The sequence below is a fragment of the Rhizobium sp. BT-226 genome (assembly GCF_025847085.2).
GTDB lineage: Bacteria > Pseudomonadota > Alphaproteobacteria > Rhizobiales > Rhizobiaceae > Rhizobium > Rhizobium sophorae.
In genome coordinates, this window is the sequence record NZ_JAOYTI010000007.1 from 30,577 (window position 1) to 55,693 (window position 25,117).

At 59.9% G+C, this 25,117-nt stretch carries 22 protein-coding genes; 13 read left to right on the top strand and 9 right to left on the bottom strand.

Annotated features, from left to right (window positions below; genetic code table 11):
• The first annotated feature begins 128 nt into the window (after window positions 1-128).
• The 13 genes from OIU37_RS31140 to OIU37_RS31200 all read left to right on the top strand — a co-directional run bounded on the left by OIU37_RS31140 (window position 129) and on the right by OIU37_RS31200 (window position 13,412).
• Entirely contained in the window at window positions 129-1,490 is a 1,362-nt protein-coding gene (locus OIU37_RS31140; RefSeq protein WP_180697009.1) for an FAD/NAD(P)-binding protein, read from the top strand.
• 199 nt (window positions 1,491-1,689) lie between these two features.
• The gene (locus OIU37_RS31145; protein ID WP_075225080.1) at window positions 1,690-2,382 is read left to right on the top strand and encodes a GntR family transcriptional regulator; all 693 of its coding nucleotides are present in this window, start codon (window positions 1,690-1,692) and stop codon (window positions 2,380-2,382) included.
• 414 nt (window positions 2,383-2,796) lie between these two features.
• Complete coding sequence (locus OIU37_RS31150; RefSeq protein WP_018071756.1) at window positions 2,797-3,399, top strand: amino acid synthesis family protein; 603 nt, start codon at window positions 2,797-2,799, stop codon at window positions 3,397-3,399.
• 14 nt (window positions 3,400-3,413) lie between these two features.
• The gene (locus OIU37_RS31155; RefSeq protein WP_264259719.1) at window positions 3,414-4,259 is read left to right on the top strand and encodes an alpha/beta fold hydrolase; all 846 of its coding nucleotides are present in this window, start codon (window positions 3,414-3,416) and stop codon (window positions 4,257-4,259) included.
• Complete coding sequence (locus OIU37_RS31160; RefSeq protein WP_264259720.1) at window positions 4,256-5,191, top strand: flavin reductase family protein; 936 nt, start codon at window positions 4,256-4,258, stop codon at window positions 5,189-5,191. The genes OIU37_RS31155 and OIU37_RS31160 overlap by 4 nt, the downstream gene beginning before the upstream one ends.
• Window positions 5,188-6,228, top strand: coding sequence for an LLM class flavin-dependent oxidoreductase (locus OIU37_RS31165; protein WP_264259721.1), 1,041 nt, complete (start codon window positions 5,188-5,190; stop codon window positions 6,226-6,228). The genes OIU37_RS31160 and OIU37_RS31165 overlap by 4 nt, the downstream gene beginning before the upstream one ends.
• A 4-nt stretch (window positions 6,229-6,232) precedes the next feature.
• Window positions 6,233-7,696, top strand: a complete 1,464-nt coding sequence (locus tag OIU37_RS31170; protein ID WP_264259722.1) for an aldehyde dehydrogenase — start codon at window positions 6,233-6,235, stop codon at window positions 7,694-7,696.
• 5 nt (window positions 7,697-7,701) lie between these two features.
• Window positions 7,702-8,025 carry an NIPSNAP family protein gene (locus OIU37_RS31175; RefSeq protein ID WP_003538302.1) on the top strand — a complete coding sequence of 108 codons (324 nt, stop codon included), beginning with the start codon at window positions 7,702-7,704 and terminating at the stop codon, window positions 8,023-8,025.
• 48 nt (window positions 8,026-8,073) lie between these two features.
• Complete coding sequence (locus tag OIU37_RS31180; RefSeq protein WP_264259723.1) at window positions 8,074-9,084, top strand: ABC transporter substrate-binding protein; 1,011 nt, start codon at window positions 8,074-8,076, stop codon at window positions 9,082-9,084.
• Between the two features lie 112 nt (window positions 9,085-9,196).
• Window positions 9,197-10,069, top strand: a complete 873-nt coding sequence (locus OIU37_RS31185; protein WP_264259724.1) for an ABC transporter permease — start codon at window positions 9,197-9,199, stop codon at window positions 10,067-10,069.
• A 1-nt stretch (window position 10,070) separates the two neighbouring features.
• Window positions 10,071-10,871 (top strand): ABC transporter permease, encoded by an 801-nt coding sequence (locus tag OIU37_RS31190; RefSeq protein WP_264259725.1) that lies wholly within the window; start codon window positions 10,071-10,073, stop codon window positions 10,869-10,871.
• Window positions 10,868-11,947 (top strand): ABC transporter ATP-binding protein, encoded by a 1,080-nt coding sequence (locus OIU37_RS31195; protein ID WP_264259726.1) that lies wholly within the window; start codon window positions 10,868-10,870, stop codon window positions 11,945-11,947. Before OIU37_RS31190 ends, OIU37_RS31195 begins: the two co-directional genes overlap by 4 nt.
• A 10-nt stretch (window positions 11,948-11,957) precedes the next feature.
• The gene (locus tag OIU37_RS31200) at window positions 11,958-13,412 is read left to right on the top strand and encodes an NAD-dependent succinate-semialdehyde dehydrogenase (RefSeq protein WP_264259727.1); all 1,455 of its coding nucleotides are present in this window, start codon (window positions 11,958-11,960) and stop codon (window positions 13,410-13,412) included.
• 138 nt (window positions 13,413-13,550) lie between these two features.
• Here OIU37_RS31200 and OIU37_RS31205 read toward each other — a convergent pair whose 3' ends face one another.
• Genes OIU37_RS31205 through OIU37_RS31245 form a run of 9 tightly spaced genes read right to left on the bottom strand, consistent with a single transcriptional unit; the run spans window position 13,551 to window position 25,019 of the window.
• Window positions 13,551-15,080, bottom strand: coding sequence for an FAD-dependent oxidoreductase (locus OIU37_RS31205; RefSeq protein WP_264259728.1), 1,530 nt, complete (start codon window positions 15,078-15,080; stop codon window positions 13,551-13,553).
• Window positions 15,077-16,294, bottom strand: coding sequence for an NAD(P)-dependent oxidoreductase (locus OIU37_RS31210; RefSeq protein ID WP_264259729.1), 1,218 nt, complete (start codon window positions 16,292-16,294; stop codon window positions 15,077-15,079). The genes OIU37_RS31205 and OIU37_RS31210 overlap by 4 nt, the downstream gene beginning before the upstream one ends.
• Window positions 16,295-16,303: 9 nt before the next feature.
• Window positions 16,304-17,284: a GHMP kinase gene (locus OIU37_RS31215; protein ID WP_168316487.1), complete on the bottom strand. Its 981-nt coding sequence runs from the start codon at window positions 17,282-17,284 to the stop codon at window positions 16,304-16,306.
• A complete protein-coding gene (locus OIU37_RS31220) occupies window positions 17,281-19,230 on the bottom strand; it encodes an HAD-IIIA family hydrolase (RefSeq protein ID WP_264259730.1) in 1,950 nt (649 codons plus the stop codon). The genes OIU37_RS31215 and OIU37_RS31220 overlap by 4 nt, the downstream gene beginning before the upstream one ends.
• Entirely contained in the window at window positions 19,220-20,161 is a 942-nt protein-coding gene (locus tag OIU37_RS31225; protein WP_168316485.1) for an NAD-dependent epimerase/dehydratase family protein, read from the bottom strand. Before OIU37_RS31225 ends, OIU37_RS31220 begins: the two co-directional genes overlap by 11 nt.
• 32 nt (window positions 20,162-20,193) lie before the next feature.
• On the bottom strand, window positions 20,194-21,153 hold the full coding sequence (locus OIU37_RS31230) for a lysylphosphatidylglycerol synthase transmembrane domain-containing protein (RefSeq protein WP_264259731.1): 960 nt from the start codon (window positions 21,151-21,153) through the stop codon (window positions 20,194-20,196).
• Window positions 21,150-23,117, bottom strand: a complete 1,968-nt coding sequence (locus OIU37_RS31235; protein WP_264259732.1) for a hypothetical protein — start codon at window positions 23,115-23,117, stop codon at window positions 21,150-21,152. The genes OIU37_RS31230 and OIU37_RS31235 overlap by 4 nt, the downstream gene beginning before the upstream one ends.
• Window positions 23,118-23,136: 19 nt before the next feature.
• Window positions 23,137-24,375, bottom strand: coding sequence for a glycosyltransferase family 2 protein (locus OIU37_RS31240; RefSeq protein WP_264259733.1), 1,239 nt, complete (start codon window positions 24,373-24,375; stop codon window positions 23,137-23,139).
• 17 nt (window positions 24,376-24,392) lie between these two features.
• Entirely contained in the window at window positions 24,393-25,019 is a 627-nt protein-coding gene (locus OIU37_RS31245; protein WP_264259734.1) for an SIS domain-containing protein, read from the bottom strand.
• Between the last annotated feature and the right edge of the window lie 98 nt (window positions 25,020-25,117).

Sequence of the window (25,117 nt, forward strand, 5' to 3'; positions counted from 1 at the left end):
AACTATATTTATAGACTATAGAGATAATTGTTTTCGTGATTCTGCCGCTCGTGCGATCAGCAGGGACGGGTGAGGGACACGCGGCTGAATGACGAAATGTCTCGATGACGTTCTGAGCTTCAGGGAGAATGCATTTGACATATGATGTTATCGTGGTCGGTTCCGGTTTTTCAGCGATCGCGGTTACCTGCAATCTCATCGAGCAGCTTCCCGCTTCGGCGAAGATCGCCGTCGTCGGCGACGATCCTGGCTTCGGCCGCGGGACGGCCTACCGGACGGAGCTCTATCTCCATCGCCTCAATGTTCCCGCCGGCCGCATGAGCCTCTTGCCGCATCAACCCGACGACTTTGTCGACTGGCTGAAAAGCCATGGACGCCCGTTGAAGGCCGGCGATTTCGCCTCGCGCAGCGATTACGGTCTTTATGTCCGCGATACGCTTGCACGGCTGCTTCGAAAGCGGGACGGCCGTTGCCGGGTCGATTTCATCAAGGCCAAGGCGGCGGGATGCGTGGAACGTTACAGCAGCACGCTGGCCTTCCATCTCGGCAATGGTGACGAGATTGCCGGCAAGAACGTGGTGCTCTGCCTCGGCGTCGGGAACGCAACCCTGCCGGTCGCTCCGGACGGAGTCCTGTCATCACTGCGATCGCGGATCATCGAAAACCCGTGGCGGCTTTCGTGGCTGAGGCGCGTCGCACCGTCCGATGCGGTGTGTATCCTCGGATCCGGCCTGACGATGATCGATCAGGTTCTCGCGCTTCGCGCCCATGGCCACAGCGGCAAGATCGATGTGCTTTCGCGGCGTGGCCTTGCGCCGCTTGGGCATGCGTGGACGCCGCCGGCGCCTCTGCCGATCGACGTTCACACGCTTCCGGATACGATCAGCGGCATATTGAAGACCCTGCGGGGAAAGAGCCGGACGGTTGCCGACTGGCGAGCCGTGATGGACGGTCTGAGGCCTGCAACGCAGGCTCTCTGGCAACGGCTTTCGAGCAAGGAGCGGGCACGCTTCCTCAGACATGCGCTTCCCTGGTGGAACATCCATCGTCACCGGGTAGCACCCGACGTGTTCGACAGGTTTGAGAAACTGGTCTTAGACGGAACTGTTCGTTTCCACGCGGGCTTCCTGAAATCGCTCGGGGCCGAGGAGGGCCGGCTCGTTGCCAGCTACAGGGTCAGAGCGACGCGCGACATCGCCGAGATCAGGGCGGACTGGCTCGTCAACTGCACGGGAATGGAGCGGGCCGGGATCAGTCATTCACCGCTTTTGAAGGAAATGAGCCGCTTTGAGTTGATCATTCCCGATCCTCTTGGTCTTGGGATCCAGGTGGATGCCGCTTCCGAGGTGATAGCCCCGTCCCGAATCTCGCCGGCCCGACTATTCGCGGTCGGCGCCCTGACGGCAGGACAATTCTGGGAGATCACGGCCGTTCCGGATATCCGGGTGCAGGCCAAAGTCGTGGTCGAGGAGATTGTTTCAAGAGGCTAGCTCCCGACGTGTCGGCAGCAGATCAAAGCTACAGCGTCCTTTGCGCGTCTGACAAGACGGGCGGCGCTATAGGTCGGCACGGCGCTTGTTGAATTGCCGTCCGCCGCCAGCTACAGTATCTGGTACGCCATAATACGATTCTTGCATTCGGCTGCCGCGGCGGAAGTTGAGCGTGCAAAGTCCAACACTGAGGTACAGAATGAGCGGTGCTCTGAAGGACGCCATTAGAGTCGAGCGTCCTGCAAAGACCTTGCGGGAATTGGCGCTCGACAAGGTCCGCGAAGCCATCGTCAACGGATATTTCCGTCCCGGAGATCGCCTTGTCGAGCGCGACCTCTGTGCCCAGCTCGGCGTCAGCCGAACAGTCGTGCGCGAGGTTCTGAGGCATCTGGAATCGGAAGGGCTTGTCGCCAATCTGCCGAACAAGGGGCCGATCGTCGCGCAGCTCGACATCGACGAAGCCAAGCAGATCTATGAGATCCGCGGTGCGCTGGAAGGCATGGCGGCGCGGCTGTGCGCGGAGCGCCGCAGTCCCGAGATCGTCGCTGCGCTGGAGGAATCTCTGGCCGGGATCCGCAACAGTTACCGCGACAACGACATGGCGGCTGTGCTGACGAACACCTCTTCCTTCTATCACACGCTGTTCACGATGGTTGACAGGAACGTTGCCTGGGGTGTCGTCAATCTCCTCACAGTGCGCATAAACCACCTGCGCTCGATGACGATCAAGACGGAGAGGCGCGGCATCGAAGGACCGCTGCAGATGTCGAAGATCGTCGACGCCATCCGCCGCGGCGACGGCGAGGGGGCTTACCGGGCCGCGATGGATCACGTCGCCGCCGCGAGCGCGATCGCCGAAGCGGTGCTGTCGGCCAAGAAGCCTGCCGAATAGGCACGAGCGAAGCCCTGACGCTTCCCCCGCAGGCCTGGCAAAGCGCTCATCTCAGCTGTCGATATCACTCCATGCGCGATGATGTTCCGCGCAATTTAGCGGAACCCATACTCCGCGCTTGACTCCTAACTTTGTCCAATGTGATGGTATGCCATATTAAGTAATATGTAAGGCGGTACCATGAACTGGGATGACCGTGACTTCTGGACTCGGCCTGCCTCCGCGGGGCGCCGCCATGTCGTTTGTCAGCTGACAACGCGTTGACGGGAAGAAAGCGCTGCCCGGTGGATCGAGAGTGCGCGCGCGCCGAATTGAAAAACTCCGCCTCGGCCTGAACTGCGTCCTCGCGGGAACCAACTTGACACTCATATATTATGGTATACCATAATACGAAATTGAGAAATGAGGTGCTCGATGGCCATTCAAATTCGCAAGACGGGACTGCAGATCGAAACGACGCTGATCGAAGGCGGCAAGGCCGCGGCGGTTCCGCTGAAGCTGTTTACCGCCTTCGCGGTCGTGAAGAATCCCTGGGCCGGGCGTGGCTTCGTCGACGACCTCAAGCCCGAAATTCACGCAGGCGCTCCGGTGCTCGGCGAGTTGCTGACCAAGATGATCATCGAGGCGGTTGGGTCCGGCGAGGCTGTCGAGGGCTATGGAAAGTCTGCTGTCGTCGGCCTGGACGGCGAGATCGAACACGGGTCCGCGCTTATCCACACGCTGCGTTTCGGCAATTTTTATCGCCAGGCCGTCGGCGCCAAGTCCTATCTCGCCTTCTGCAACACACGCGGTCCTGCCAACGCGCCGATCATGATCCCGCTGATGGACAAGAACGATGAAGGCCGCCGTTCGCACTACCTGACCATCCAGACGTCGATCCCCGACGCGCCTGCTGCCGACGAGATCGTCGTGGCTCTCGGTGCTTCGATAGGCGGGCGCCCCCATCACCGCATCGGCGACCGCTACCAGGATCTGAAAGACCTGGGGCAGGACGTTGCCAATCCTGCGGGCGTTTGAAGGAGCGCTCTGAGATGCTGACAGCCGGATCGACCACACGCACCGCTGCAGCAACAAACGCCGCTGGTGCCTTGCCCCGAAAGACGACGTTAAGCGGAACGGCCTATCACGAGGCCGGCAGCGGTGAGCCGCTGGTTCTCATTCATGGCGTCGGCATGCGGCTCGAAGCCTGGGCTCCGCAGATCGCATTCCTGTCTGCAGGCCATCGCGTCATCGCTGTTGATATGCCGGGACATGGCGAGAGCGCAAAGCTGCCGGCGGGCAGTCGGCTCGAGGAGTTCGTCGCCTGGTTCGGACGCTTTCTCGACGAGATGGCGATCGGCACGGCAAATGTTGCCGGGCACTCGATGGGTGCACTGGTTTCAGGAGGGGCGGCCGCGACCTTTGGCGAGCGTGTCAGCCGTGTTGCTTACCTCAATGGCGTCTACAGGCGTGACCCCGAGGCAAAGGCCGCCGTCCTTTCGCGCGCCGCGGCCATTCCGGTATCGGGCGTCGACAAGGAAGGCCCTCTGGCCCGCTGGTTCGGGGAGGATGCGGATAGCGTCACTGCGCGTGAATTGACGCGAAAATGGCTGAACCTCGTCGATCCCCAGGGATATGCCGTCGCTTACGCCGCCTTCGCGGGAGGAGACGAGACCTATGCTGACGGCTGGAAAGACGTGGCTGGTCCGGCCCTGTTTCTGACGGGGTCCGATGATCCGAACTCGACGCCCTTGATGGCAATGCAAATGGCAGAGCTTGCGCCGCGGGGCTACGCCCGCATCGTCGAAGGTCATCGTCATATGGTGAACCTGACCGCGCCGGATATCGTCAATTCGCTGCTCGCTGAGTGGCTATCGTTCGGGGAGGATGAACGATGACAATCCAGACTGTCGACCCAAGAGCACTGCGAGATGCATTCGGGGCCTTTCCGACCGGGGTAACTGTCGTCACCGCCTGCGACGGGGAAGGACATCCGATCGGCTTCACGGCGAACTCCTTCACCTCGGTCTCGCTCAATCCACCTTTGCTCCTCGTTTGCCTTGCAAAGACATCGCGCAATTTCGCCATCATGACCGGAGCGCAGCATTTCGCGATCAACGTGCTTTCGGAAACGCAGAAAGACGTGTCGAACACCTTTGCGCGACCAGTCGAGGATAGATTTGCGGCGGTCGAGTGGGCGAGGGGATCGGCAGGCTGCCCGATATTCTCGAGCGTGGCGGCCTGGTTCGAATGTGCCATGGAGCAGGTCATCGAAGCCGGCGACCACGTCATCTTGATGGGGCGTATCGAAGCTTTCGACAATAGCGGCCGCAACGGTCTCGGCTATGCGCGTGGCGGTTACTTCACGCCGACGCTGGCAAGCAAGGCGGTGTCCGCGGCAAGCGAAGGCAATATGGAACTTGCAGCCGTCGTCGAGCGCCGCGGCGAGGTTCTGCTGCTCGGCGAGGATGTGCTCTCCCTGCCAAGCATTGACGCCCATGACGGCAGCCCGACCGAGACTCTGCAAAAATACCTGGAGACGCTCACTGAGCTGAAGGTCAGTATCGGCTTTCTCTATTCGGTTTATGAGGGCAAGAGCGACGGCAAGCAGCACATCGTTTATCACGCCGTTGCCGGAGAGGGTGAGCCTGCCGGCGGCAGGTTCCTGAAGCCTGACGCATTGGTTGCGGCAAAGTTCAAGACCAGTTCGACTGCCGATATCGTCAACCGTTTTGCGATGGAAAGCTCGATCGGAAATTTCGGCGTCTATTTCGGCGACGAGACCGGCGGCACTGTTCACCCAATTCCAGCCAAGGACGCAAAAGCATGAAGTTCTCCCTCTTCGTCCATATGGAACGGCTTGACGCCAGCCAAAGCCACAAGAGCCTCTACGAGGAGTTCGTCGCGCTCTGCGAGATCGCCGACAAGGGCGGCATGCACGCGATCTGGACGGGCGAGCACCATGGCATGGAGTTCACCATTGCGCCCAATCCGTTCGTGACCATTGCCGATCTGGCGCGCCGCACATCGCGGGCAAGGCTCGGCACGGGAACGGTGATTGCCCCCTTCTGGCATCCGATCAAACTCGCCGGTGAGGCGGCCATGGCCGACATCATCTGCGACGGAAGGCTGGATATCGGCATCGCGCGCGGTGCCTATTCTTTCGAATACGAACGTTTGCTGCCCGGTCTCGATGCCTGGGGTGCTGGCCAGCGCATGCGCGAGCTCATCCCGGCGGTCAAGGGCATATGGGCCGGCGACTACGCGCATGACGGGGAATTCTTCAAGTTTCCGTCGACCACGTCGGCGCCGAAACCGCTGCAGCAGCCGAACCCGCCCATATGGGTGGCAGCGCGTGATCCGAACTCGCACGAATTTGCGGTCGCCAACGGCTGCAACGTTCAGGTGACGCCGCTCTGGCAGGGCGACGACGAGGTTCAGTCGTTGATGGAGCGCTTCAACGACGCATGCGCCAAGCATCCCGATATCGAGCGGCCCAAGATCATGTTGCTGCGCCATACCTATGTCGGCTCGTCAGAGGACGATGTCGCCCAGGCCGCTCATGAGCTCAGCATCTACTACAATTATTTCTTCGCTTGGTTCAAGAATGAGAAGCCGATTGCCCAGGGTCTGATCGAACGGATCCCTGACGAACAGATCAGAGCAAACGCCATGCTGTCGGATCAGGTCATGCGCACCAACAATGTCGTTGGCGACGCTGAGACCGTCATCGCCAGGCTCAAGGCGTACGAAGCGCTCGGCTATGACGAATATTCCTTCTGGATCGACACCGGCATGAGCTTCGAGCGCAAGAAGGCGTCGCTCGAGCGCTTCATCACCGAGGTCATGCCAGCATTTCAGGAGTAAGACCATGCGGCGTTTTCAGCACTACATCGACGGCGAATTCTCAGATGGCGAGGCCAGCTATCCGAGCATCGATCCAGCCTCCGGCACGGTCTGGGCTGATATGCCCGAAGCGCGTGAGGGCGATGTCGATCGGGCTGTCAACGCGGCCGACAGGGCGCTTTACGACGGCCAATGGCCGAAAATGACGGCCACCCAACGCGGCAAGCTGCTCTACAAGCTGGCCGATCTGGTTGCCGCCAACGCGCAGATCCTCGCAGAACTGGAGACGCGCGACACCGGCAAGATCATCCGCGAAACCTCGGCGCAGATCGCTTATGTCGCCGAATACTATCGCTATTATGCCGGTATTGCCGACAAGATCGAAGGCGCCTACCTGCCGATCGACAAGCCTGACATGGATGTCTGGCTTCGCCGCGAACCGATCGGCGTCGTTGCGATGGTCGTGCCGTGGAACAGCCAGCTCTTCCTCTCTGCCGTCAAGATCGGACCGGCGCTCGCGGCCGGCTGCACGATGGTGGTCAAGGCTTCGGAGGATGGGCCGGCGCCGCTTCTCGAATTTGCGCGTCTCGTGCACGAGGCAGGTTTTCCCGCCGGCGTCGTCAACATCATCACCGGTTTCGGCGCCTCCTGCGGCGCCGCCCTCGGTCGGCACCCGAAGGTCGCGCATGTCGCCTTCACCGGCGGCCCTGAAACCGCCCGACACGTCGTTCGCAATTCGGCCGAAAACCTCGCCTCCACCTCGCTTGAACTTGGCGGCAAGTCGCCGTTCATCGTCTTTGCCGATGCGGACCTCGAAAGTGCGGCCAATGCCCAGGTCGCAGGCATCTTCGCCGCGACAGGCCAGAGCTGCGTTGCCGGATCGCGCCTCATTGTCGAACGCAGTATCAAGGATAAATTCGTCGCCTTGCTGCGTGATAAGGCGGAGGCGATCCGGATCGGTGCTCCGCTCGATATGGCGACCGAAGTTGGCCCGCTTGCCACCAAGCGCCAGCAGGACAATATCGGCGCCCTCGTTGCCAGGTCGATTGAAATCGGCGCCCGCCTTGTCACGGGAGGGCGCAAGATCGATGGCGACGGCTACTATTTCCCGCCGACGATTCTCGATTGCGACGATGTCGCCTCGCCATCGCTGATCGAGGAGTTCTTCGGGCCGGTCTTGTCCGTCGTGTCGTTCGAGACGGAGGCCGAGGCGCTGCGGCTCGCCAACGACACCCGTTATGGCCTGGCTTCCGGCGTCTTCACCCAGAACCTGACCCGGGCGCACCGGCTGATGAAGGGGCTGCGTGCCGGGATCGTCTGGGTCAACACCTACCGCGTGGTATCGCCGATCGCGCCGTTCGGCGGTTTCGGCCTGTCAGGCCATGGCCGGGAAGGCGGCATGGCCGCGGCGCTCGACTATACCCGTACCAAGACGATCTGGCTGAGGACATCGGACGATCCGATCCCTGATCCCTTCGTGATGAGGTAGCGCGGATGTTTTACGAGATCCGCACCTATCGGCTGAAGAACGGCACGATCCCGCAATATCTCAAGGTCGTCGAGGAGGAGGGGATCGAGATCCAGAAGAGCCATCTTGGCACGCTCGTCGGTTACTTCTTTTCGGAGATCGGGACGATCAACGAGATCGTCCACATCTGGGCCTTTGCGAGCCTCGACGACCGGGAGGCGAGGCGCCAGAGGCTTCTGGCCGATCCCCGGTGGCAGGCCTTCCTGCCCAAGATCCGCGATCTGATCGAGGTGGCGGAAAACAAGATTATGAAGCCAGCCAACTTTTCTCCCAGGAGCGAGGCGCACTGACGGCATAAGGCATACCCGTAGGACAAACCAGCACAAGGATAAGGGAACATGAAAACAACATTTGCTGTCGCGGCGGTTGCCGCATTCGTGGCTGTGTCCGTACCGGCACACGCCGACAACATGGTTTTCTCGAGCTGGGGAGGAACGACCCAGGATGCACAGAAGGCCGCATGGGCCAGCCCGTTCACGGAGAAGACCGGTATCACCGTCGTACAGGATGGGCCGACGGATTACGGCAAGCTCAAGGCGATGGTCGAGGCTGGCCAGGTCACCTGGGACGTTGTCGACGTCGAAGGCGACTATGCCGCCCAGGCCGGCAAGAATGGCCAGCTCGAGAAACTCGATTTCTCGGTCATCGACAAGTCCAAGCTCGATCCGCGCTTCGTGACCGATTATTCGGTCGGCAGCTTCTATTATTCCTTCGTGATCGGCTGCAACGCCGATGCCGTCAGCGCCTGCCCGAAGACATGGGCGGATCTGTTCGATACGGCGAAGTTTCCGGGAAAGCGCACATTCTACAAGTGGTCGGCGCCCGGCGTGATCGAGGCGGCGCTGCTTGCCGACGGCGTGGCCGCCGACAAGCTCTATCCGCTTGATCTCGACCGCGCCTTCAAGAAGCTCGATACGATCAAATCGGATATCGTCTGGTGGTCGGGCGGCGCACAATCGCAGCAGCTTCTGGCATCCGCCGAGGCTCCCTTCGGCAGTGTCTGGAATGGTCGCATGACCGCGCTTGCGGCGAGCGGTATCAAGACCGAGACCTCATGGGAACAGAACATCACCGCTGCGGATTCGCTCGTCGTGCCGAAGGGTTCGCCGAACGTGGAAGCGGCGATGAAGTTCATTGCAATGGCGACCTCGGCCGAACCGCAGGCGGCCCTTGCAAAAGCCACCGGATATGCGCCAATCAACGTTGACTCGGCCAAGCTGATGGATCCGGAGACGGCCAAGACCCTGCCGGATCAGCAGACGGCCAACCAGGTGAATGCCGACATGAATTACTGGGCGGACAATCGCGATGCCATCGGCGAGAAGTGGTACGCCTGGCAGGCGAAATAACCTGAAACTTGAGATGAACGTGCACGGCGAATGTTCGCCGTGCCTCCCGCAGCGTCGGTGCCCATTGTTGGACCTCGGCGCCTGCGGAAATTGACGGGTGGGAAGGACTGTCATGTCGACATTTAGCGAAGCCTCCGCTGCAATTGCGCCCCTGCCAAAGGCGCGCAGGGCAACAGGGTTTGGCGGGGTCCTTCCGGCTCTCGCCTTCGTGGCGATTTTTTTCATCGCGCCGGTGGCGGTGCTCTTGTTGCGAAGCGTGCTGGAACCCGTGCCGGGCCTTGGAAACTATGCACAGCTGATCGGGTCCGCGACCTATCTCAAGATTTTCGCCAACACCTTCATCGTCTCGGGTCTCGTCACGGTGATTTCGCTGCTGATCGGATTTCCCGTTGCCTGGGCGCTGGCAATCATGCCCGGGCGGCTGACCTCGGTGATCTTTGCGATCCTGCTCCTGTCGATGTGGACCAACCTGCTTGCCCGCACCTATGCCTGGATGGTGCTTTTGCAGCGGACGGGGCTGATCAACAAGATGCTGATCGGAATAGGGCTGATCGACAAACCCCTGGCGCTGGTCAACAATCTGACCGGGGTCACGATCGGCATGACCTATATCATGCTGCCCTTCATCATCCTGCCGCTCTACGGCGTGATCAAGAAGATCGACCCGTCGACACTGCAGGCAGCAGCACTTTGCGGCGCCAACCGGTGGCAGTGCCTGACCCGTGTCCTGCTGCCCTTGGCCATGCCCGGCATGGCCGCCGGTGCCCTCATGGTCTTCGTCATGTCGCTTGGTTATTTCGTCACGCCGTCGCTGCTCGGCGGCACCGCGAACATGATGCTCGCGGAGCTGATCGCCCAATTCGTGCAGTCGCTGGTCAACTGGGGAATGGGAGGTGCCGCGGCGCTGGTGCTCCTCGTGGTGACCCTGTCGCTTTATGCCGTGCAGTTGCGCTTCGTCGGCAACCAGAACCCGGGAGGGCGTTGAGATGTTGCTCAATTTCGACCGCCTCGGCTGGTGGAAATATATCCTGCTGGCGATCACGCTTCTGACTGCGGCCTTTCTGCTGCTGCCGATCGTCTTTATAGCCGCCCTGTCCTTCGGCTCCTCGCAGTGGCTGATCTTTCCGCCGCCCGGCTGGACGTTTCAATGGTACAGCGACCTCTTTGCCGATCCGCGCTGGCTGGAATCGGCTTGGACGAGTTTCAAGATCGCGGTCATCGTGACTGTTCTGTCGGTGCTGCTCGGGCTTGTGACTTCCTTCGGGCTGGTGCGCGGTTCGTTCCTGTTCCGTGATGCGCTGAAAGCGCTGTTCCTGACGCCGATGATCCTTCCTGTCGTGGTTCTTGCGGTTGCCCTTTATGCCTTTTTCTTAAGAATCGGCCTCGGCGGCACGTTGGCGGGTTTCGTCATTTCACACCTCGTTCTCGCACTGCCCTTCTCGATCCTCTCCATCTCAAATGCGCTGGAGGGCTTCGACAAGTCGATCGAGGATGCGGCCGTGCTGTGCGGCGCCTCGCCTCTGGAAGCAAAGATCAGGGTCACCCTGCCTGCGATCAGCCATGGGCTGTTTTCGGCTGCCGTCTTCTCGTTCCTGACATCCTGGGACGAGGTGGTGGTGGCGATCTTCATGTCCAGTCCGACCTTGCAGACGCTGCCGGTCAAGGTATGGGCGACGCTCCGGCAAGACCTGACGCCCGTTGTCGCTGCGGCGTCGACCCTTCTCATCCTTTTGACGATCCTCTTGATGGCGCTGGTTGCCGTCGTGCGTAAGGTACTGAAACAATGAAAGAACCATTCCTTCAGATCCGCGGAATACGCAAGGAATACGGCCCTGTCGTCGCCGTCCACGACGTCAATCTCGACGTTCGGCGCGGAGAGTTCCTGACCTTTCTCGGACCGTCCGGATCCGGGAAAAGCACCACCCTCTACATCCTGGCCGGTTTTGAAACTCCGACGAAAGGCGACATCACGCTGGAGGGCAAGACCCTGCTCGACACGCCGTCGCACAAGCGCAACATCGGCATGGTGTTCCAGCGCTACACCCTGTTTCCGCACCTGACGGTGGGCGAAAACATCGCATTCCCGCTGAAGGTCCGCCGCAAGTCCAAAGCCGAGGTCGACAGCAAGGTGAAGGAGATGCTGCGCCTCGTCAGGCTCGAAGGCTTCGAGGATCGCAAGCCTGCGCAAATGTCCGGTGGCCAGCAGCAGCGCGTCGCCCTTGCCAGAGCCCTTGCCTATGATCCGCCGGTGCTTCTGATGGACGAGCCGCTATCGGCGCTCGACAAGAAGCTGCGTGAGGAAATCCAGCATGAGATACGCCGGATCCACCAGCAGACCGAAGTGACGATCCTCTATGTCACGCACGACCAGGAGGAGGCGCTGCGGCTCTCCGACCGCATCGCCGTCTTTTCCAAGGGCGTCATCGATCAGATCGGCACGGGGCCGGAACTCTACGCCGATCCGCGGACCCGCTTCGTGGCCGAATTCATCGGCGACAGCGACTTCATTTCATGCGACCTGCTGTCATCCTCCGATGGGCAGGCTACCATTTCGCTTGGCGGCGGGAGCGTCTTCAATCATATTCCGGTGCATGGAAAAGGAACCTCCGGGACGAGGGCAGCCCTGATGCTGAGGCCTGAGCGCATTCGGTTGTCGCGAAACCAGGCGGCGGGAGCGGGTCTTGCCGCAACGGTCAGCGACATTACCTTCCTCGGCAACAATATTCACGTCTCGACCGAGACGGCGACGGGCGAGGCACTGGCGGTTCGCCTGCCATTCGGTCACGAGGCTATCGCGGGGCTCAGCCGTGGCGATATAGTCCATCTGAATTTCGATCCCGGTGCCGCTCACGTATTCTGTTGAAAGTTGTCATATGAAGCTCAATGATCCCTCGCTGTTCCGTCAGGCATGCCCCATCGCCGATCGCTGGATCGAAACGGAAGGCCGCAAGGCGGCGACGGTCCGCAATCCGGCGACAGGCGAGCCGCTGGGGGTGGTCCCTGACCTCGGCGCCGCGGAAACGGAAGATGCCATCCGCGCTGCCGTGATTGCGCAGAAGCTTTGGGCGAAGAAGACCGCCGGGGAGCGCGCCGCCGTTCTCAAGGCTTGGCACCGGCTGATGATCGAAAACTGCGACGATCTGGCGATGATCCTGACGCTGGAGCAGGGAAAACCCCTGGCCGAGGCCAAAGGGGAGATCACCTATGGTGCGAGCTTCATCGAATGGTTCGCGGAAGAGGCGAGACGCATCAACGGCGAGGTCGTACCGGGACATCAGCCGGACAAGCGGATCCTCGTCCTGCGCCAGCCTGCAGGCGTGGTGGCGGCGATCACGCCCTGGAACTTTCCGAACGCGATGATCACCCGCAAGATCGGCCCCGCGCTTGCCGCCGGCTGTGCCGTCGTTCTCAAGCCGGCGCTGCAGACACCATTCTCCGCCATCGCGATCGCCGTTCTCGCTGAGCGCGCCGGCCTGCCGCCGGGGCTTCTCAACATCGTCACGGGTGATGCAGCGGCAATTGGCGGGGCGCTGACGGCAAGCCGTGACGTTCGGGTCCTGACCTTCACCGGCTCCACGCGGACGGGCGAGCTGCTTTACCGGCAATGCGCGCCGACCATCAAAAAGCTCGGCCTCGAGCTTGGCGGCAATGCACCCTTCATCGTCTTCGACGACGCCGATCTCGACGCTGCGGTCGAAGGCGCGCTCATCGCCAAGTTCCGCAACAACGGCCAGACCTGCGTTTGCGCCAATCGCCTTTATGTCCAGGATGGCGTCTACGAGGCCTTTGCCGCCAAGCTCGCCGAGGCCGTTTCGGGTTTGAAGGTGGGTAACGGTCTCGACCGTGACGTCGTGCTTGGCCCGCTTATTGACGACAACGCCGTCGCCAAGGTCGAAAGCCATATCAGCGATGCCGTAGCAAAAGGCGCCGGGATCGTCCTCGGCGGCAAGCGCCACGCGCTTGGCGGCCATTTCTTCGAACCGACGATCCTGCGCGATGTCAGTGCCGGCATGCAGGTCGCGCGCGAGGAAACCTTCGGGCCGCTGGCTCCGCTTTTCCGTTTCCGCGACGAGCAGGACGTCATCGACCAGGCAAACGACACCGAATTCGGGCTTGCCTCGTATTTTTACGCGCGCGACCTGTCGCGGGTGTTTCGCGTGGCCGAAGCGCTCGAATACGGGATGGTCGGCGTCAATACCGGTGTCGTCTCGACCGCGGAAGCGCCGTTCGGCGGCGTCAAGATGTCGGGCCTCGGCCGTGAAGGATCGAGCCACGGGTTGGACGAATATACTGAACTCAAATATGTGTGCCTCGGCGGCATCGCCTGAGCCGGTCGATGCTTGGGCAGTCTTCGATCACCTCTGCCGAGGTCCGCCGTTTCGATTGCGGCCATCGCCATGCGTGCAGTTCTGGATCTCGTTGATATTTCGGTGCTTTCTGAAGCCGATGGATTCACCCGGATGGAGTCAAAGTACCGGCTTTGCTTCCGTTTCCGCCAGACGATGGGCGATGCGGTCGGCATTGGCCATGATCGTCATCGTCACGTATTTCGAGGAAAGATCGGGAAGAATTGAACCATCGACGACGTGAAGACCGGGATGGAGATTCATCTCGCCATCCGAAGAAGTGCCGAACGGGCCCGCTGCGCCCATCGGCAGAGTGCCGGCGAAATGGGCATCGATGCCAGGCTCTGCCAGCGATGCGCCCGGGAGCTGTATCAGTCCCAACCGTTTCCATTCACGGCGGAGCGTTTTTTTCAAAGTCTCGGCGTGAATATCAAAGCCTTCCGCGAAGCCGCCGCGGACGGTCAGACCCTTTCCTGCCGTTTCATCACGACGGATGTAGCTGTGGCTTTGATCGCCGGGATAATAGATCGTTGCGACGAGGAGACTGCCGCCGATAAGCTCGAACGCCGCGCGCCCGGCCTTTCGACCGAGCGGCATCCTGTTGACGAAGCTCTGCGCCGGCAGAGTACCAACTTCATAGATCGCTCCCGTCACATAATCGGATGCGCCGCTGCCGTAGCGCAGAGATAACCCAAGTTGCGCAAGGCTGTGCGTCGGCGTCGGGGAACGCAACAGCCTTGTGGGGCAGAGCAGGGGAACGGCCAGCGTGGGGCTGTTCAACAGACGCAGCCCTTGCTCGCCAAACGGCAAGAGATCGGCCAGCAGAGCGGCCGTTCCAAGAACCCCTGCGGCAAGAATTATCCTCGGCGCGGAAAATGACGATCCGTCTGCCGTTCCGACTGTCCAGCCCGAGCTGCGTGTCAGCGACATCGCCTGCATGTTGTCGAGCAAACGAAAATGCGGAGACTTTCGCAACAGAAGCAGATCCTGCCTGCTGTTATAAATCGCGCCGCTCGGGCAGCCATAGAGACAGTCGCCGCGCAGGTCGCATGCCGCCCGCCCGGACCTCGCCTCCGAAAGTATGGCATTGACGGCGGGAAAAAGCCGAAATGATGCATCAGCCGGCTTTGCGGCCTGATGCCGATGGAGAACATGGGCTGCTGTCGCTCCAAGCGGCAGGACGGGCTCGCCGTGAGCGCCTGTCGTAACATCCGTATTTCTGCTGATGCCGATGCGCTTCGCCACATGCTCGTAGGATCTCTGCAGGGAGGCGATGTCTATTGGCCAAGCCGTGATGTCCTCGGCATCGAGATAGCTGATCTGCGCTCCCCAGATGTTGGAGAGACCGCCGCGGGCAAGGCTGCCGATTGGGATGAAACCGTCGCCAGTTATGCCGGATTGGCGTCGAAAAGGTTCGAGAATTCCGCGTGCCGCAGGGGTTTGCAATTTTGGCGAACTTCCGTCGTCCGTTCGCAGCGATTCCAGTTTGCTTCCCAGGACGCGGACGCTGCGGTTTTCCTCCTGCGAACCGGCATCATCCCCGCCATCCAGCATCAGAACGCGGCGTCCGGCCGCTATCAGGGGAAACGCGGCGGAAACACCTGCAGGTCCACTGCCGATGATGATGAAGTCGGCGTCCGGCCCATTCATCGATATCTCCCGGCTAAAAACGCGCGGAGCGGAAGGAGCAGGACATCACTGGAAATCGCCAGTATCGCGCCAAAAAATCCGGCCTTTTTGCCCAGGCGCCTTTCCGGTTCGCTCGCGAGGTCGGCCAAATAAAGGGCCTGCGCGAGGCGATGCCGTGTTCGATTGGCCGGCGGTTCAAAGAGGGCCAGCAATCCAGGATGCAGGATCATTGCCGGGGAGAGGCCAAGCGGCGACAATCCCTCACGCCGCAGCCCTTCGCAAAGTCGCTGCAGCTGTATTTCCGTGGGTGCGTCGCCTAGATATCGCAGCAGGGCCCGTGCCTCACGTCGCGATTGGTCCTCGTGTGTCTGGCCGAATTCCCCGGCAAGCACCATCGCCGGGTCAGACAGCTTCAACTTCAAGAGCCTGAGGCTCTCGCTACTCTCCATCGGTGCGGCGCCCGCGAGCCCCAGGACGCGCTCCGGATCGACCGTCGGGATCAATGGCACAAGCTTCGTCATGCGGCAGGCAAGCAGGGCGGCGGCGACGGGGATCGGTATGAAATGCAGGTTCCCTTTGCCTTGGCTGCGGCGCAGGATTCGAAGCCAGGCAGCAAAGCTTATGGGCTTCTCCTGCGCGAGCACGAATGTTTGCGGCGGCTGGCTTTCGTCTGTCGCCAGCGCCAACAGGCCCGCGGCCACTTCGTCGAGATGAATCGGCTGAACGTGTCGGCCAAGCCCTATCATCGGCAGAAGCGGACTTAAGGCGGACAATTTCGCCATTAGACCGTACATCGCTGTGCGCGACCCGCCGTAAACAAGCCCTATCCGCGCGATCCGAACGATCGGCGCCGCGGAGCTGGCGGCCAACTGCTGTTCGATCCTGAACTTGGTGCGGCCGTAGACGTTAAACGCTTCCTGCCTGGACGAGGTGGATGAGGCAAAGACGAAACGCGGCACTCCGGCTGCCTTTGCCGCTTCCGCCAATTTCACGGTGCCTGAGATATTGATGTTGTTTTCCTCGGCCGTCTCCGGCCCGGTGGCCCAGGAATGGGCGAGATGAACGACGGCAGCAGCCCCTTCCAGATCGGACGCGGCGGGCTCGTCACCTATGCGCCATTTTGCTTCGGAGCGCCGGCCGAGCTCGACCACGTCGAAGCCGCGCTCACGCGCCATGACTGCAAGTCTTGCGCCGATATAGCCGGTCGATCCGGTGATGATGAGACGTGGTGCCATTCCCACTCTCTACTGCGCAAAGGCGATGCGCGCGCCGCTCCAGTCAAAACGAAACTCGATTTCCTTGAGCTGCGACAGCGCTTGCCGGACTTTTTCCTGACGGTCTTTCGGGCAATAAAGAACGAGGAATCCCCCTCCGCCCGCACCCGCGAGCTTGCCACCGATAGCGCCGGCAGCGCGCGCTGCCTCGTAAAACTCGTCGATCGCGTTGTTGGTAATCTTCGACGTCAGCGATCTTTTCATCATCCATCCGCGGTGCAGCGCTTCGCCGAACGCACTGAGATCTCCAGCCATCAGGATGTCGCGCATTTCGTAACTCAACTGCACCATGCGCTCGACGGTCCGGAATTTCTCTTCGTCCGCCTCCATGGCTTGCACCTGTGTCGACAGCACCGAGCGCGTGTCGCGCTGGCTTCCTGTGAAAAACAACAGGATGTTGCTCTCGAGTTCCGCCATCTTTTCGGAGCCGAGGACGACGGGCTGAACGTTGACGCCGCCATTGGAATTGAATTCGATGAAATTCAGGCCACCATGGGCGGCTGCGTACTGGTCCTGTTTGCCGATCGGCTCCTTCAGGATGTCGATCTCGAGCTTGCAGGCTTCTTCTGCCAACTGATCCTTGGAGGCGAAGCGCGACCTGTGGGCATAGAGCGCGTTGATCAGTGCCACGGAAAAGGAGCTGGATGATCCGAGGCCAGTCCCGGAGGGAATATCGGCGACGGAGGCGACTTCGATGCCCGGTTCGACCCGATGCATGCGCAAGGCCTCGCGCAGCAGCGGATGCGCGATCTCCTCAAGGGTGTCGGCAAGCTCGGTGCGAGTATATTTGAGATGGTATTTGTTCTCATTGAAATAGTTGTGCACGATAACGAAGCTGTACTTGGCTATCGCGCAGGACAATACCGCGCCCGCCTGGCGACGGTAATAGGACGCTATATCCGAGCCGCCGCCGGCAAAACTTACCCGAAAAGGTGCGGATGAAACGATCAAAGAATTGTCTCCTCGAGATTGATGACAATATCGACCGATGTGCGCTGCAGATCGATCCTCGGCCACTCTTCCTGAATTCGCGACTGCCAGAGCCCCTCGGCGGCAACGGGCGTGAGGCCTTTCCAGGCGTAGAATGTGTGAAAGCGGTTCAGCAGCGTCTGCTGCGACGCTTCGACGAAGACGGCCATATCGACCTCTTCGCGGATCGACGCATGCCCGGCAAAGATGCCGTCCAGGAGGATCACCTCGGCATCTCGCGCGTCATAGGTGGTGGTATCCCTAGGCTGGCCACGGCTTGCCGCGTCATAGCCGGGCGCTTCGACCTGTCCGGATCGGCGCAGCATACTGACGATCTCGGGGTAGAGCTCTACCCTGCTGCGCTCTTCCGCGCTCATATCGGGGCTGCGATGTTCGAGCGGCAGTATCCAGCGGTCGAGTTCCAGCCGCAGCACCTTGCGCCCTGCTTCCGAGAGCATGCGTTGAACGGCATGCGCAAACGTAGTTTTCCCGGACCGGGAACGGCCACATATGCTTACGATCAGAGGACCCGCCGTATCTGCAAGCCGTTCATCGATCGCTCTGGATAAAGCTTGGCCGATATCTTGGTAGCCGCACTGGAAGCGAACGGCGTCATAGACCGTGTCGAAGATGAGATCGGCTTGCGGAATCGCCGTTTCGGCGGTGGGATAGCTCTTCTTGTCCCGCACCCCATAACCAGTCCGGACGCCATAGGCCCAGATGCCCGCCTTGCGGCCCGCACCTATGTCGCGCAAGCTGTCGCCGATGATGACTGATTTCGATTTTTCGATAGGCAGTTCGGACATGGCTTGACGGATCATCAGGTCTCCTGGCTTCCGGCAAGCACAATCGATCTTGAGCGCGGCGACTTCATTGGGAAATCCTTTGTCCGGATGATGCGGACAAAAATAGATGCGGTCCAGGACGCCGCCATCTTCGGCGAGCTCGGCCTCGAGGCGACCGAGGACGTGATCGAGACCGGTTTCATCCAGCAGGCCTTTGGCGACCTGCGGCCTGTTGGTTACGGCAACCGTAAGGAAGCCCGCCTCACGGGCGAGCCGCACTGCTTCGCCGGCGCGGCCGACCAGCTTCACCTGGTCTGGATGTATGACTCCATGGCCGCCGACGTCTTCATTGAGCACGCCGTCGCAATCGAAAAACACTGCAGGTCTTCGAACCGACAGATGGACGGCATGAACCCGGTCATGCCGAATATCCTCGGCCGCGGCGGCATGTCGGCTCGGAGATCCGGTATCCTTCATATATTCGGGCGTATCATAAATTGCGACCGGTATGGATCGCTCGAGGAGACCGGGGATCACATCGTGGATCATGTCGGCCGGCTGCCCCGGCAGGAGAGTCTCGAAGAACTGGCCGCAAGCCACGTATAAACCGGCTGGCACGAGATTGCGCCAATCCGCATCACGCGGCACTTTGCGAGGCAACAGGCGCTGGAGATAGCCGTTCTTCTGAACAACGATATCGGATGTGCGGGGATGATCGTTGGGATGAGCGATGATCGTCAGGGCGGCGGGAAATTGCCGACGATGACGCGCAAGTGCCGACAGATCGATATCAAAAAGCATGTCACCGTATACGATAAGGACGTCATCGGCGATCGTCTCCAAAGTCGTCAAGCAACCGGCCGTACCGAGTGGGGATTTCTCAACGAAGACGTCGATCGTAATGCCTAGTCTTTCAGCTTCCGGACTAAGGGCAGGCTCGAGCTGGCTGCCGAGATGTCCGCCAAGCACACGCACATGCCGAACACCTTCGCGAGCGAGGACACGAATCTGCCTGACAATGATCGGCACGCCGTCGAGGGGCAGAAGAGCCTTCGGGATGACATCACCCGTCATGCTGCGCGCGCGTGTTCCCAGGCCCCCGGCAATGATGATTGCCTCGCGGATGGCGTTTTCAGAACCCATTCGCAAGGATCCGCTCGACGGCGAGTTCCACAGCCTCGGTCGACTTTCGCTTCGGCGTCCAGCCCAGAGCGACAAGTCGGCTTATGTCGTAGCTGAAGCGCGGCACATCGCCCAGCCAGCCGCGGTCTTCGCTTCCATATTCGATAGCGGCTCCGGATGCGACCTTCGAGACCACGATCTCGGCGATATCACGGACGGATGTTTCGCCGATGCCGCTGGCATGAAACACCTCATAGACGCCGGGTGCCTTGTCCCAGGCAAGGAGGATCGCGTCCACCAGGTCGCCGACATAGAGATAAGGTTTCGTCTGCATCCCGTTGCCGAGCACCTGAAGTCTCGTCGGATCAGCCTTCAACCTGTTGATGAAGTCGTAGATAGCCCCGTGCGTTGAGCGTTCCCCAACCACATTCGGAAAGCGCAGCACGAGCGTCTTGATGCCGAATGACAGCGCATAGACGGACAAATAGGCTTCGGCGGCAAGCTTGCTGGCGCCATAGAGAGAAATCGGCCGCAGCGGGCCGTGATTCTCATGGATGTTTCCTTCGGCTTCACCGAATACGGCGGAGGTGCTGGCGAAAAAAAGCCTGCCGATCTCATGCTTGCGCATAATGGCGAGCAGCGTCGTCGTCGTCAGCTGGTTCAGCTGGAGGTCGAGCTCTGCATTGGCATTGCCTGCGGCAATATCGGAATTGGCGGCGAGATGGAAAATAGCGTCGGGACGGTCCGCCCCGATGAGCCGATCCATACCTTCCCGATCGAGCATGTCCAGCTCATGGAAGCGAAAATCCGATCGCTCCAGCAGATGATCGATGTTGCGCATGCGGCCAAGATGAAGATTGTCGATCACGGTTACCCGATAACCCGAATCCAAGAGACGATCGCAGAGATGGCTGCCGATAAAACCGGCCCCTCCTGTTACCAAGGCATGCATGTCGGCAGCTCCATATGATCTGTAAAGGCTCTTCAGAGCGCTTTGATCTTTCCCGAATGAGGACGCGATAGGACGAATACACCACCGGCCAAGCCGACCACAAGCTGCAAGAGGCCGAAAACCACTGACAGCGTGGCGGCGTCCGTCGTGCCGATGCCAAACACGGCAAGTGAAATGATCATGCCGCCTTCCCGCAGGCCCCATCCTCCGACGGAGATGGGGACCATGGCGATCAATAGGACTGGCGGGAAAGCGGCTGCGGCCTGGCCCCAATCGAGCGGGAGATCAAGACCGAGAACGAGGATTTCAAGCGAGATGACACTCAATCCGTGAATGACGAGGGTCAACAGAAATATCCCGAGCATTCTTCGGTGGTTGAGAAAAGCCCCGAGCGCATCGTTCAGCGCGTGGAGCTTTGCCGGAAGAACCCGGACGAAGAATTGCCGACGCCAGCTGAATACCAGGGCCGATGCCACTGTTCCCGCGACGCCAAGGGCCGTGAGTTCGAACAGATAGGGGATTGGGAAGTCCTGCCCGTAAAAGCCGCGCATGATGACCAGTCCGATCAGCGCAACGACCGCCAGCCCAAAAAGAGTGAGGATACGGTCGATGACGACGCCCAGCGTCGCTTCCTTTATTGTCAGGCCATATTTGATGGCGCCGAATATGCGGGCGGCATCGCCCGGAATGGGACTTGGCAGAGCCTGATTGTAAAAGAGGCTTTCCATGAAGAGCTTCATGGCGCCGGTCATTTTCAGCCTTTGACCTATCATTTCCGACAGAAGGCACCACCGCCAAGCTGAAAGCAGGGCCTGCAAGAGAAGAAGGAAGATGTTGACCCAGATGGTCGTCGCCGACAAGGTTCGGACCGCAGCCCACCCTTCTGCGAAATCGACCCTGCGCGCGATCCATATGACAAGGCCAAGCGCGACAGCCACTTTCAGAACCGGTATGGCGACACGAAGCAAAGCGCGGGGGGACGGAGTAGTCACGATGCCCGATCCGCGTCAAAACGGTAGAGCTTCCAGCCGAACCGATCCGTCAATATCACGGAGGAGCGGGGCATCATGCGGGCTATGACGCTGTTGGCCAACATGATTTTGTCTTCTCCAATGCGTTCGGCGAGGAACGCGCTACCGGCATCGGGGGGAACGATGAAGTAGGCTATATGATTGTCCTTGATGAACGCATCGATATCCGAACCCGGTTTAGGCAGCACGTAGCGCGGCAATTGCCAGCCGCCGTCACGGCCGTCGTTGTAGGCGGTGGACAATAGCGTATTAGCGGTATCGAAAGGCTGAAAAACGGTCCGCAGGTCGTGCTCGGCGATATAGCGATACATGAAATAAGCTTCGCGGTGGCTCTCCATATATTTGTCGACGCTTATCATCCCAAGCACGACGTCGAGTTCTTTCGCCTTGACGGGATCAATGTCGCCGCCCACTCGATGCCAGTGGGAAATCCAGAGGCCCCCGGCCAGCAAGCTGATGACCACCGGGCTGGCGACCATGCATGCTGGCGAAGAGACAATTTTCGCAAGTGGGGCTATCTGCGGCAGGACTCGCCGGTCGAGCCATTTATCCAGCCGTTCGCGAACCAGGGAGGCGCCGATAAACCCGGTCGAAAAGAAAAGCAGATAGGCTGGCGTCGCCCACCGTATGTGATTGAACATGACGGTGTACCATATAACAAACATGGCAGCGACAATCGCTGCCAGAAATGCAATGCGCCGGAAAGCCACTGCCAGACCGGCCAGTATCAAAGCAAGAGCGACGAAAGTATTCGGCTTGCGAGCGAGAAACCAGTCGTAAAGAATATAGAGGAAGTCGTGCCAACCCTGCAGAGTTGCAAGGTTCGTCACGAAATGTCGGTTGGCAGGATCGAAAGCCCGGCCCAATTCGAGCGTGTAGTCCGCCATCCAAGCGTCGGTGAGGCCCGGATGACCGAACAGGAAGGGATAGATCGGATTGCCGAGGACGATCAGGTTTTTCGCGTACCAATAGCCCGCGACGACGAGAAATGCGCAGAGGCATGACAGGAAGAGCGGCAGCGATACTCTTCCCTTGAGAAGAGCCGGCATCAATGCCAGCCCTATAAGGCCAACCATTTGCAGTTCCGTATACTTTCCTCCGACCGCTCCTCCTAAGACGAGCGCACAATGAAAAAGCTCCGCCGGACGTCGGGTTTCCAAATAGCGCCACAGAAAAAGTACGGCTGCGACTGAGAAACACGACCGGGCCAGATCCGTCATCGGTTCGCCGACACTCGCCCTGAAGAAGGGGATGCTGAGGATCAGGGCTGCCACCAGGAAAAAACCGCATGCCCGCCAACGACTGGCGCAGCTTGAAAGCAGGAACAGAAATCCGAAGAAAATTGCGATATTCATGGTCGCCGCGCCGGTCCAGTGACCGCTGACCATCATGACGAGCGCAAACAACAGATTGAAGAAGAGTGGAATATTGCCGTAGAAGGGATGGTCGATCTGTGGCGACACAAAGCCGGCGTGCTCGATGATGCTGTTCGCGAGCGGGACGTGGAAAACCCATACGTCGGCAATGCCCGGCGGAAATAGGGCCAGAACGCTCCACACATAGCAAAGTACAATGCATGTGAGTGCCGCAAGCACCGGAAACGGGTTTCCGATTTTCGCTTCAGCGGCGATTTTACGAAACAGCGAACCCACGTCGCAAAGAACGGCAACGAGATCGCGCCGGCGCCAGATCATCGAAGCGGCCACGATAGGAAGAACGATTTCCCATCGCAGCCCATGAAATGCGCCAAGGACGGTAGCTGCACCGCCTGATATCGCCAGAGCCGGCAAAATACCGCTGAATAGGAAATCGATACCATCTCGAAATGGCTGATCGCAACGTCGGTTGAGCCAAGCAACGAGGCTCCTGTCGATTACGAGGCCCCATAATATTATGGAGAGAACCGTGCACCAGCCTACGATCATTATCGCCCTTTCGTGGCTCCTATCCCGCGAGAGGCGGCGCAGGCTTCTTGATTGGCAGCATGACCCCAAGCGCTCGTATCATGAGTCCTGAAATAAAGATCTGAAACGCTGTTGTGATAAGCCAGAGCCCGAAGACGGCCCAGTTCGTTTCGACGCCAATCTCAGGCAGCATGTATCCGCTCCCGACATAGGAATCGAAGAGCGGAAACGCCAGCAAAACGCCTGCAAGAACGGCCACGACCGTTCCCCAAATCGTTGCGTTATAAGGCAGGAGGCGCTCGAAACGAGGCTGCACGCGTCCCGAATAATCGAAGATAACCCGACCGATCGCAGCCGAAACCAGCATTGATTGACCAAGCACGGCCAGGGCCATGGCAAAAAGCATGGCATTAGACGAGAACCGCACCCCGGCAATAGACATGGGTCCAGCGAGCAACGGCAGCATGATGATCAAGCCGAGGGCCAGAAGCAGGAAGCCCGGCCAGATGAGAAAGAAATCAAACCCGTAGACGAACATCGCCTGAAGATTACGCCAGCCTGCGCGCCATGGCTCCATCCAACCCCGCCGCTTCATGTGGCTGAGCCGTCCATCCGGATCTTTTAGGAAGTGGATCGGCACTTCGGTAGTCGGAAGCTCCATATGCACGGACTTTAGCACCATTTCCGATGCATATTCCCACCCTTGCGACCGAAGATCCATGCGCAGCAATGCATCGACACTGATGCCCCGCATGCCGCAATGGATGTCGGAAAAGCGGCTGGCGAACATCCGATTGAGAATCCACGTCGTCAGTGGCGTTCCGAAATAGCGATGCAGGGGCGGCATCGCATTGTCTTCGATCGAGCCCTTGAACCGTGAGCCCATCACGAAATCATAGCCGTTCCGGAAGGCCTCGATAAACGGCGCAATCTGGCGAAAATCATAGGTGCAGTCCGCATCGCCCATGATGATGAACTTGCCGCGGACGAATGGAATGGCATCGATATAAGCTCTGCCCAAACCGCGCTTTGGCGTCCGCAACACGCGGGCCCCCCTGTCGCGCGCGATTTCGGGTGTGCGATCGGTCGAACTGTCGACGATGAGGATCTCCACGGCCGCACCGCTTGCCGCGATACCCTCGCGGCACCAGTCGACGAAGGTTCCGATCGTCAATTCCTCGTTAAGAGACGGGACGAGGATCGTCACTTCAGGGTTGGCGACATCATCGTCAGGCGTAAGGAGCGACAATTCCGGATCGTGAATGCTGGGGAAATTCATGCGCGTGAAACGGCTCGTTAGGAGAGAGTGGGCGGGACAAGTCCGCAGGAAAAATCCAATACGGCATGGCAAATCGCCAGATGTGCGATCTCCACATAGCCATATTGATCGGAAGCCACATAAAAGTTCAGGTCACCGAGATCACGCAGCGGATTCCCCGGCGCGAATCCGCTCAAAGTCATGACGGCGCAGCCTTTTTCCCGGGCCGTACGGACGGCCTTGGTAATGCTTTCTGATCTCCCCGAACTGCTGATTGCCACCAGCAGGTCACCTTCGTTCGCGTGCATGGCGATTTGCGTCGAGAACACGTTCTCATATCCAAGATCGTTTGAGAGGCATGTCAGCGTCGCGCCGTCGTTCATCGCCATGGCGCGCAGCCCACCGTTTTTGGCATAGTCCGTCGCCATGTGGCTGGCGATTGCCGCGCTGCCGCCGTTGCCAATGAACATAATCTTCCGTCCGGCATCGTGCGTGGCGCGAGCCAGCTGCATGGACTCGGTCACCGCTGCTGCATAATCCAGGCTCTCTCCCGCTGACCGCGTAGCGGTTGTATTCACAAGAACATGGCGGAGAAATGTGAAGTAGCGATCCAGGTCGCCGGCTGTTACGCCAAGCCCTGAGGATCTGGTGTCGTTCTGTGACATGCTTGTTCAGTCCCTGCGCCTTGGAAATTGGGGCGTCCTTAAAGATTAAATGGGGCGAAGGCAAGTTGCTGGCCCGCTCTTTTGAGGGTTGCCGGCGG

Excerpts from the sequence above, each read along its gene's own strand:
- OIU37_RS31140 (WP_180697009.1), top strand. The coding sequence starts at position 129 with ATGCATTTGACATATGATGTTATCGTGGTCGGTTCCGGTTTTTCAGCG.
- OIU37_RS31145 (WP_075225080.1), top strand. The coding sequence starts at position 1,690 with ATGAGCGGTGCTCTGAAGGACGCCATTAGAGTCGAGCGTCCTGCAAAG.
- OIU37_RS31150 (WP_018071756.1), top strand. The coding sequence starts at position 2,797 with ATGGCCATTCAAATTCGCAAGACGGGACTGCAGATCGAAACGACGCTG.
- OIU37_RS31155 (WP_264259719.1), top strand. The coding sequence starts at position 3,414 with ATGCTGACAGCCGGATCGACCACACGCACCGCTGCAGCAACAAACGCC.
- OIU37_RS31160 (WP_264259720.1), top strand. The coding sequence starts at position 4,256 with ATGACAATCCAGACTGTCGACCCAAGAGCACTGCGAGATGCATTCGGG.
- OIU37_RS31165 (WP_264259721.1), top strand. The coding sequence starts at position 5,188 with ATGAAGTTCTCCCTCTTCGTCCATATGGAACGGCTTGACGCCAGCCAA.
- OIU37_RS31170 (WP_264259722.1), top strand. The coding sequence starts at position 6,233 with ATGCGGCGTTTTCAGCACTACATCGACGGCGAATTCTCAGATGGCGAG.
- OIU37_RS31175 (WP_003538302.1), top strand. The coding sequence starts at position 7,702 with ATGTTTTACGAGATCCGCACCTATCGGCTGAAGAACGGCACGATCCCG.
- OIU37_RS31180 (WP_264259723.1), top strand. The coding sequence starts at position 8,074 with ATGAAAACAACATTTGCTGTCGCGGCGGTTGCCGCATTCGTGGCTGTG.
- OIU37_RS31185 (WP_264259724.1), top strand. The coding sequence starts at position 9,197 with ATGTCGACATTTAGCGAAGCCTCCGCTGCAATTGCGCCCCTGCCAAAG.
- OIU37_RS31190 (WP_264259725.1), top strand. The coding sequence starts at position 10,071 with ATGTTGCTCAATTTCGACCGCCTCGGCTGGTGGAAATATATCCTGCTG.
- OIU37_RS31195 (WP_264259726.1), top strand. The coding sequence starts at position 10,868 with ATGAAAGAACCATTCCTTCAGATCCGCGGAATACGCAAGGAATACGGC.
- OIU37_RS31200 (WP_264259727.1), top strand. The coding sequence starts at position 11,958 with ATGAAGCTCAATGATCCCTCGCTGTTCCGTCAGGCATGCCCCATCGCC.
- OIU37_RS31205 (WP_264259728.1), bottom strand. The coding sequence starts at position 15,080 with ATGAATGGGCCGGACGCCGACTTCATCATCATCGGCAGTGGACCTGCA.
- OIU37_RS31210 (WP_264259729.1), bottom strand. The coding sequence starts at position 16,294 with ATGGCACCACGTCTCATCATCACCGGATCGACCGGCTATATCGGCGCA.
- OIU37_RS31220 (WP_264259730.1), bottom strand. The coding sequence starts at position 19,230 with ATGGGTTCTGAAAACGCCATCCGCGAGGCAATCATCATTGCCGGGGGC.
- OIU37_RS31225 (WP_168316485.1), bottom strand. The coding sequence starts at position 20,161 with ATGCATGCCTTGGTAACAGGAGGGGCCGGTTTTATCGGCAGCCATCTC.
- OIU37_RS31235 (WP_264259732.1), bottom strand. The coding sequence starts at position 23,117 with ATGATCGTAGGCTGGTGCACGGTTCTCTCCATAATATTATGGGGCCTC.
- OIU37_RS31240 (WP_264259733.1), bottom strand. The coding sequence starts at position 24,375 with ATGAATTTCCCCAGCATTCACGATCCGGAATTGTCGCTCCTTACGCCT.
- OIU37_RS31245 (WP_264259734.1), bottom strand. The coding sequence starts at position 25,019 with ATGTCACAGAACGACACCAGATCCTCAGGGCTTGGCGTAACAGCCGGC.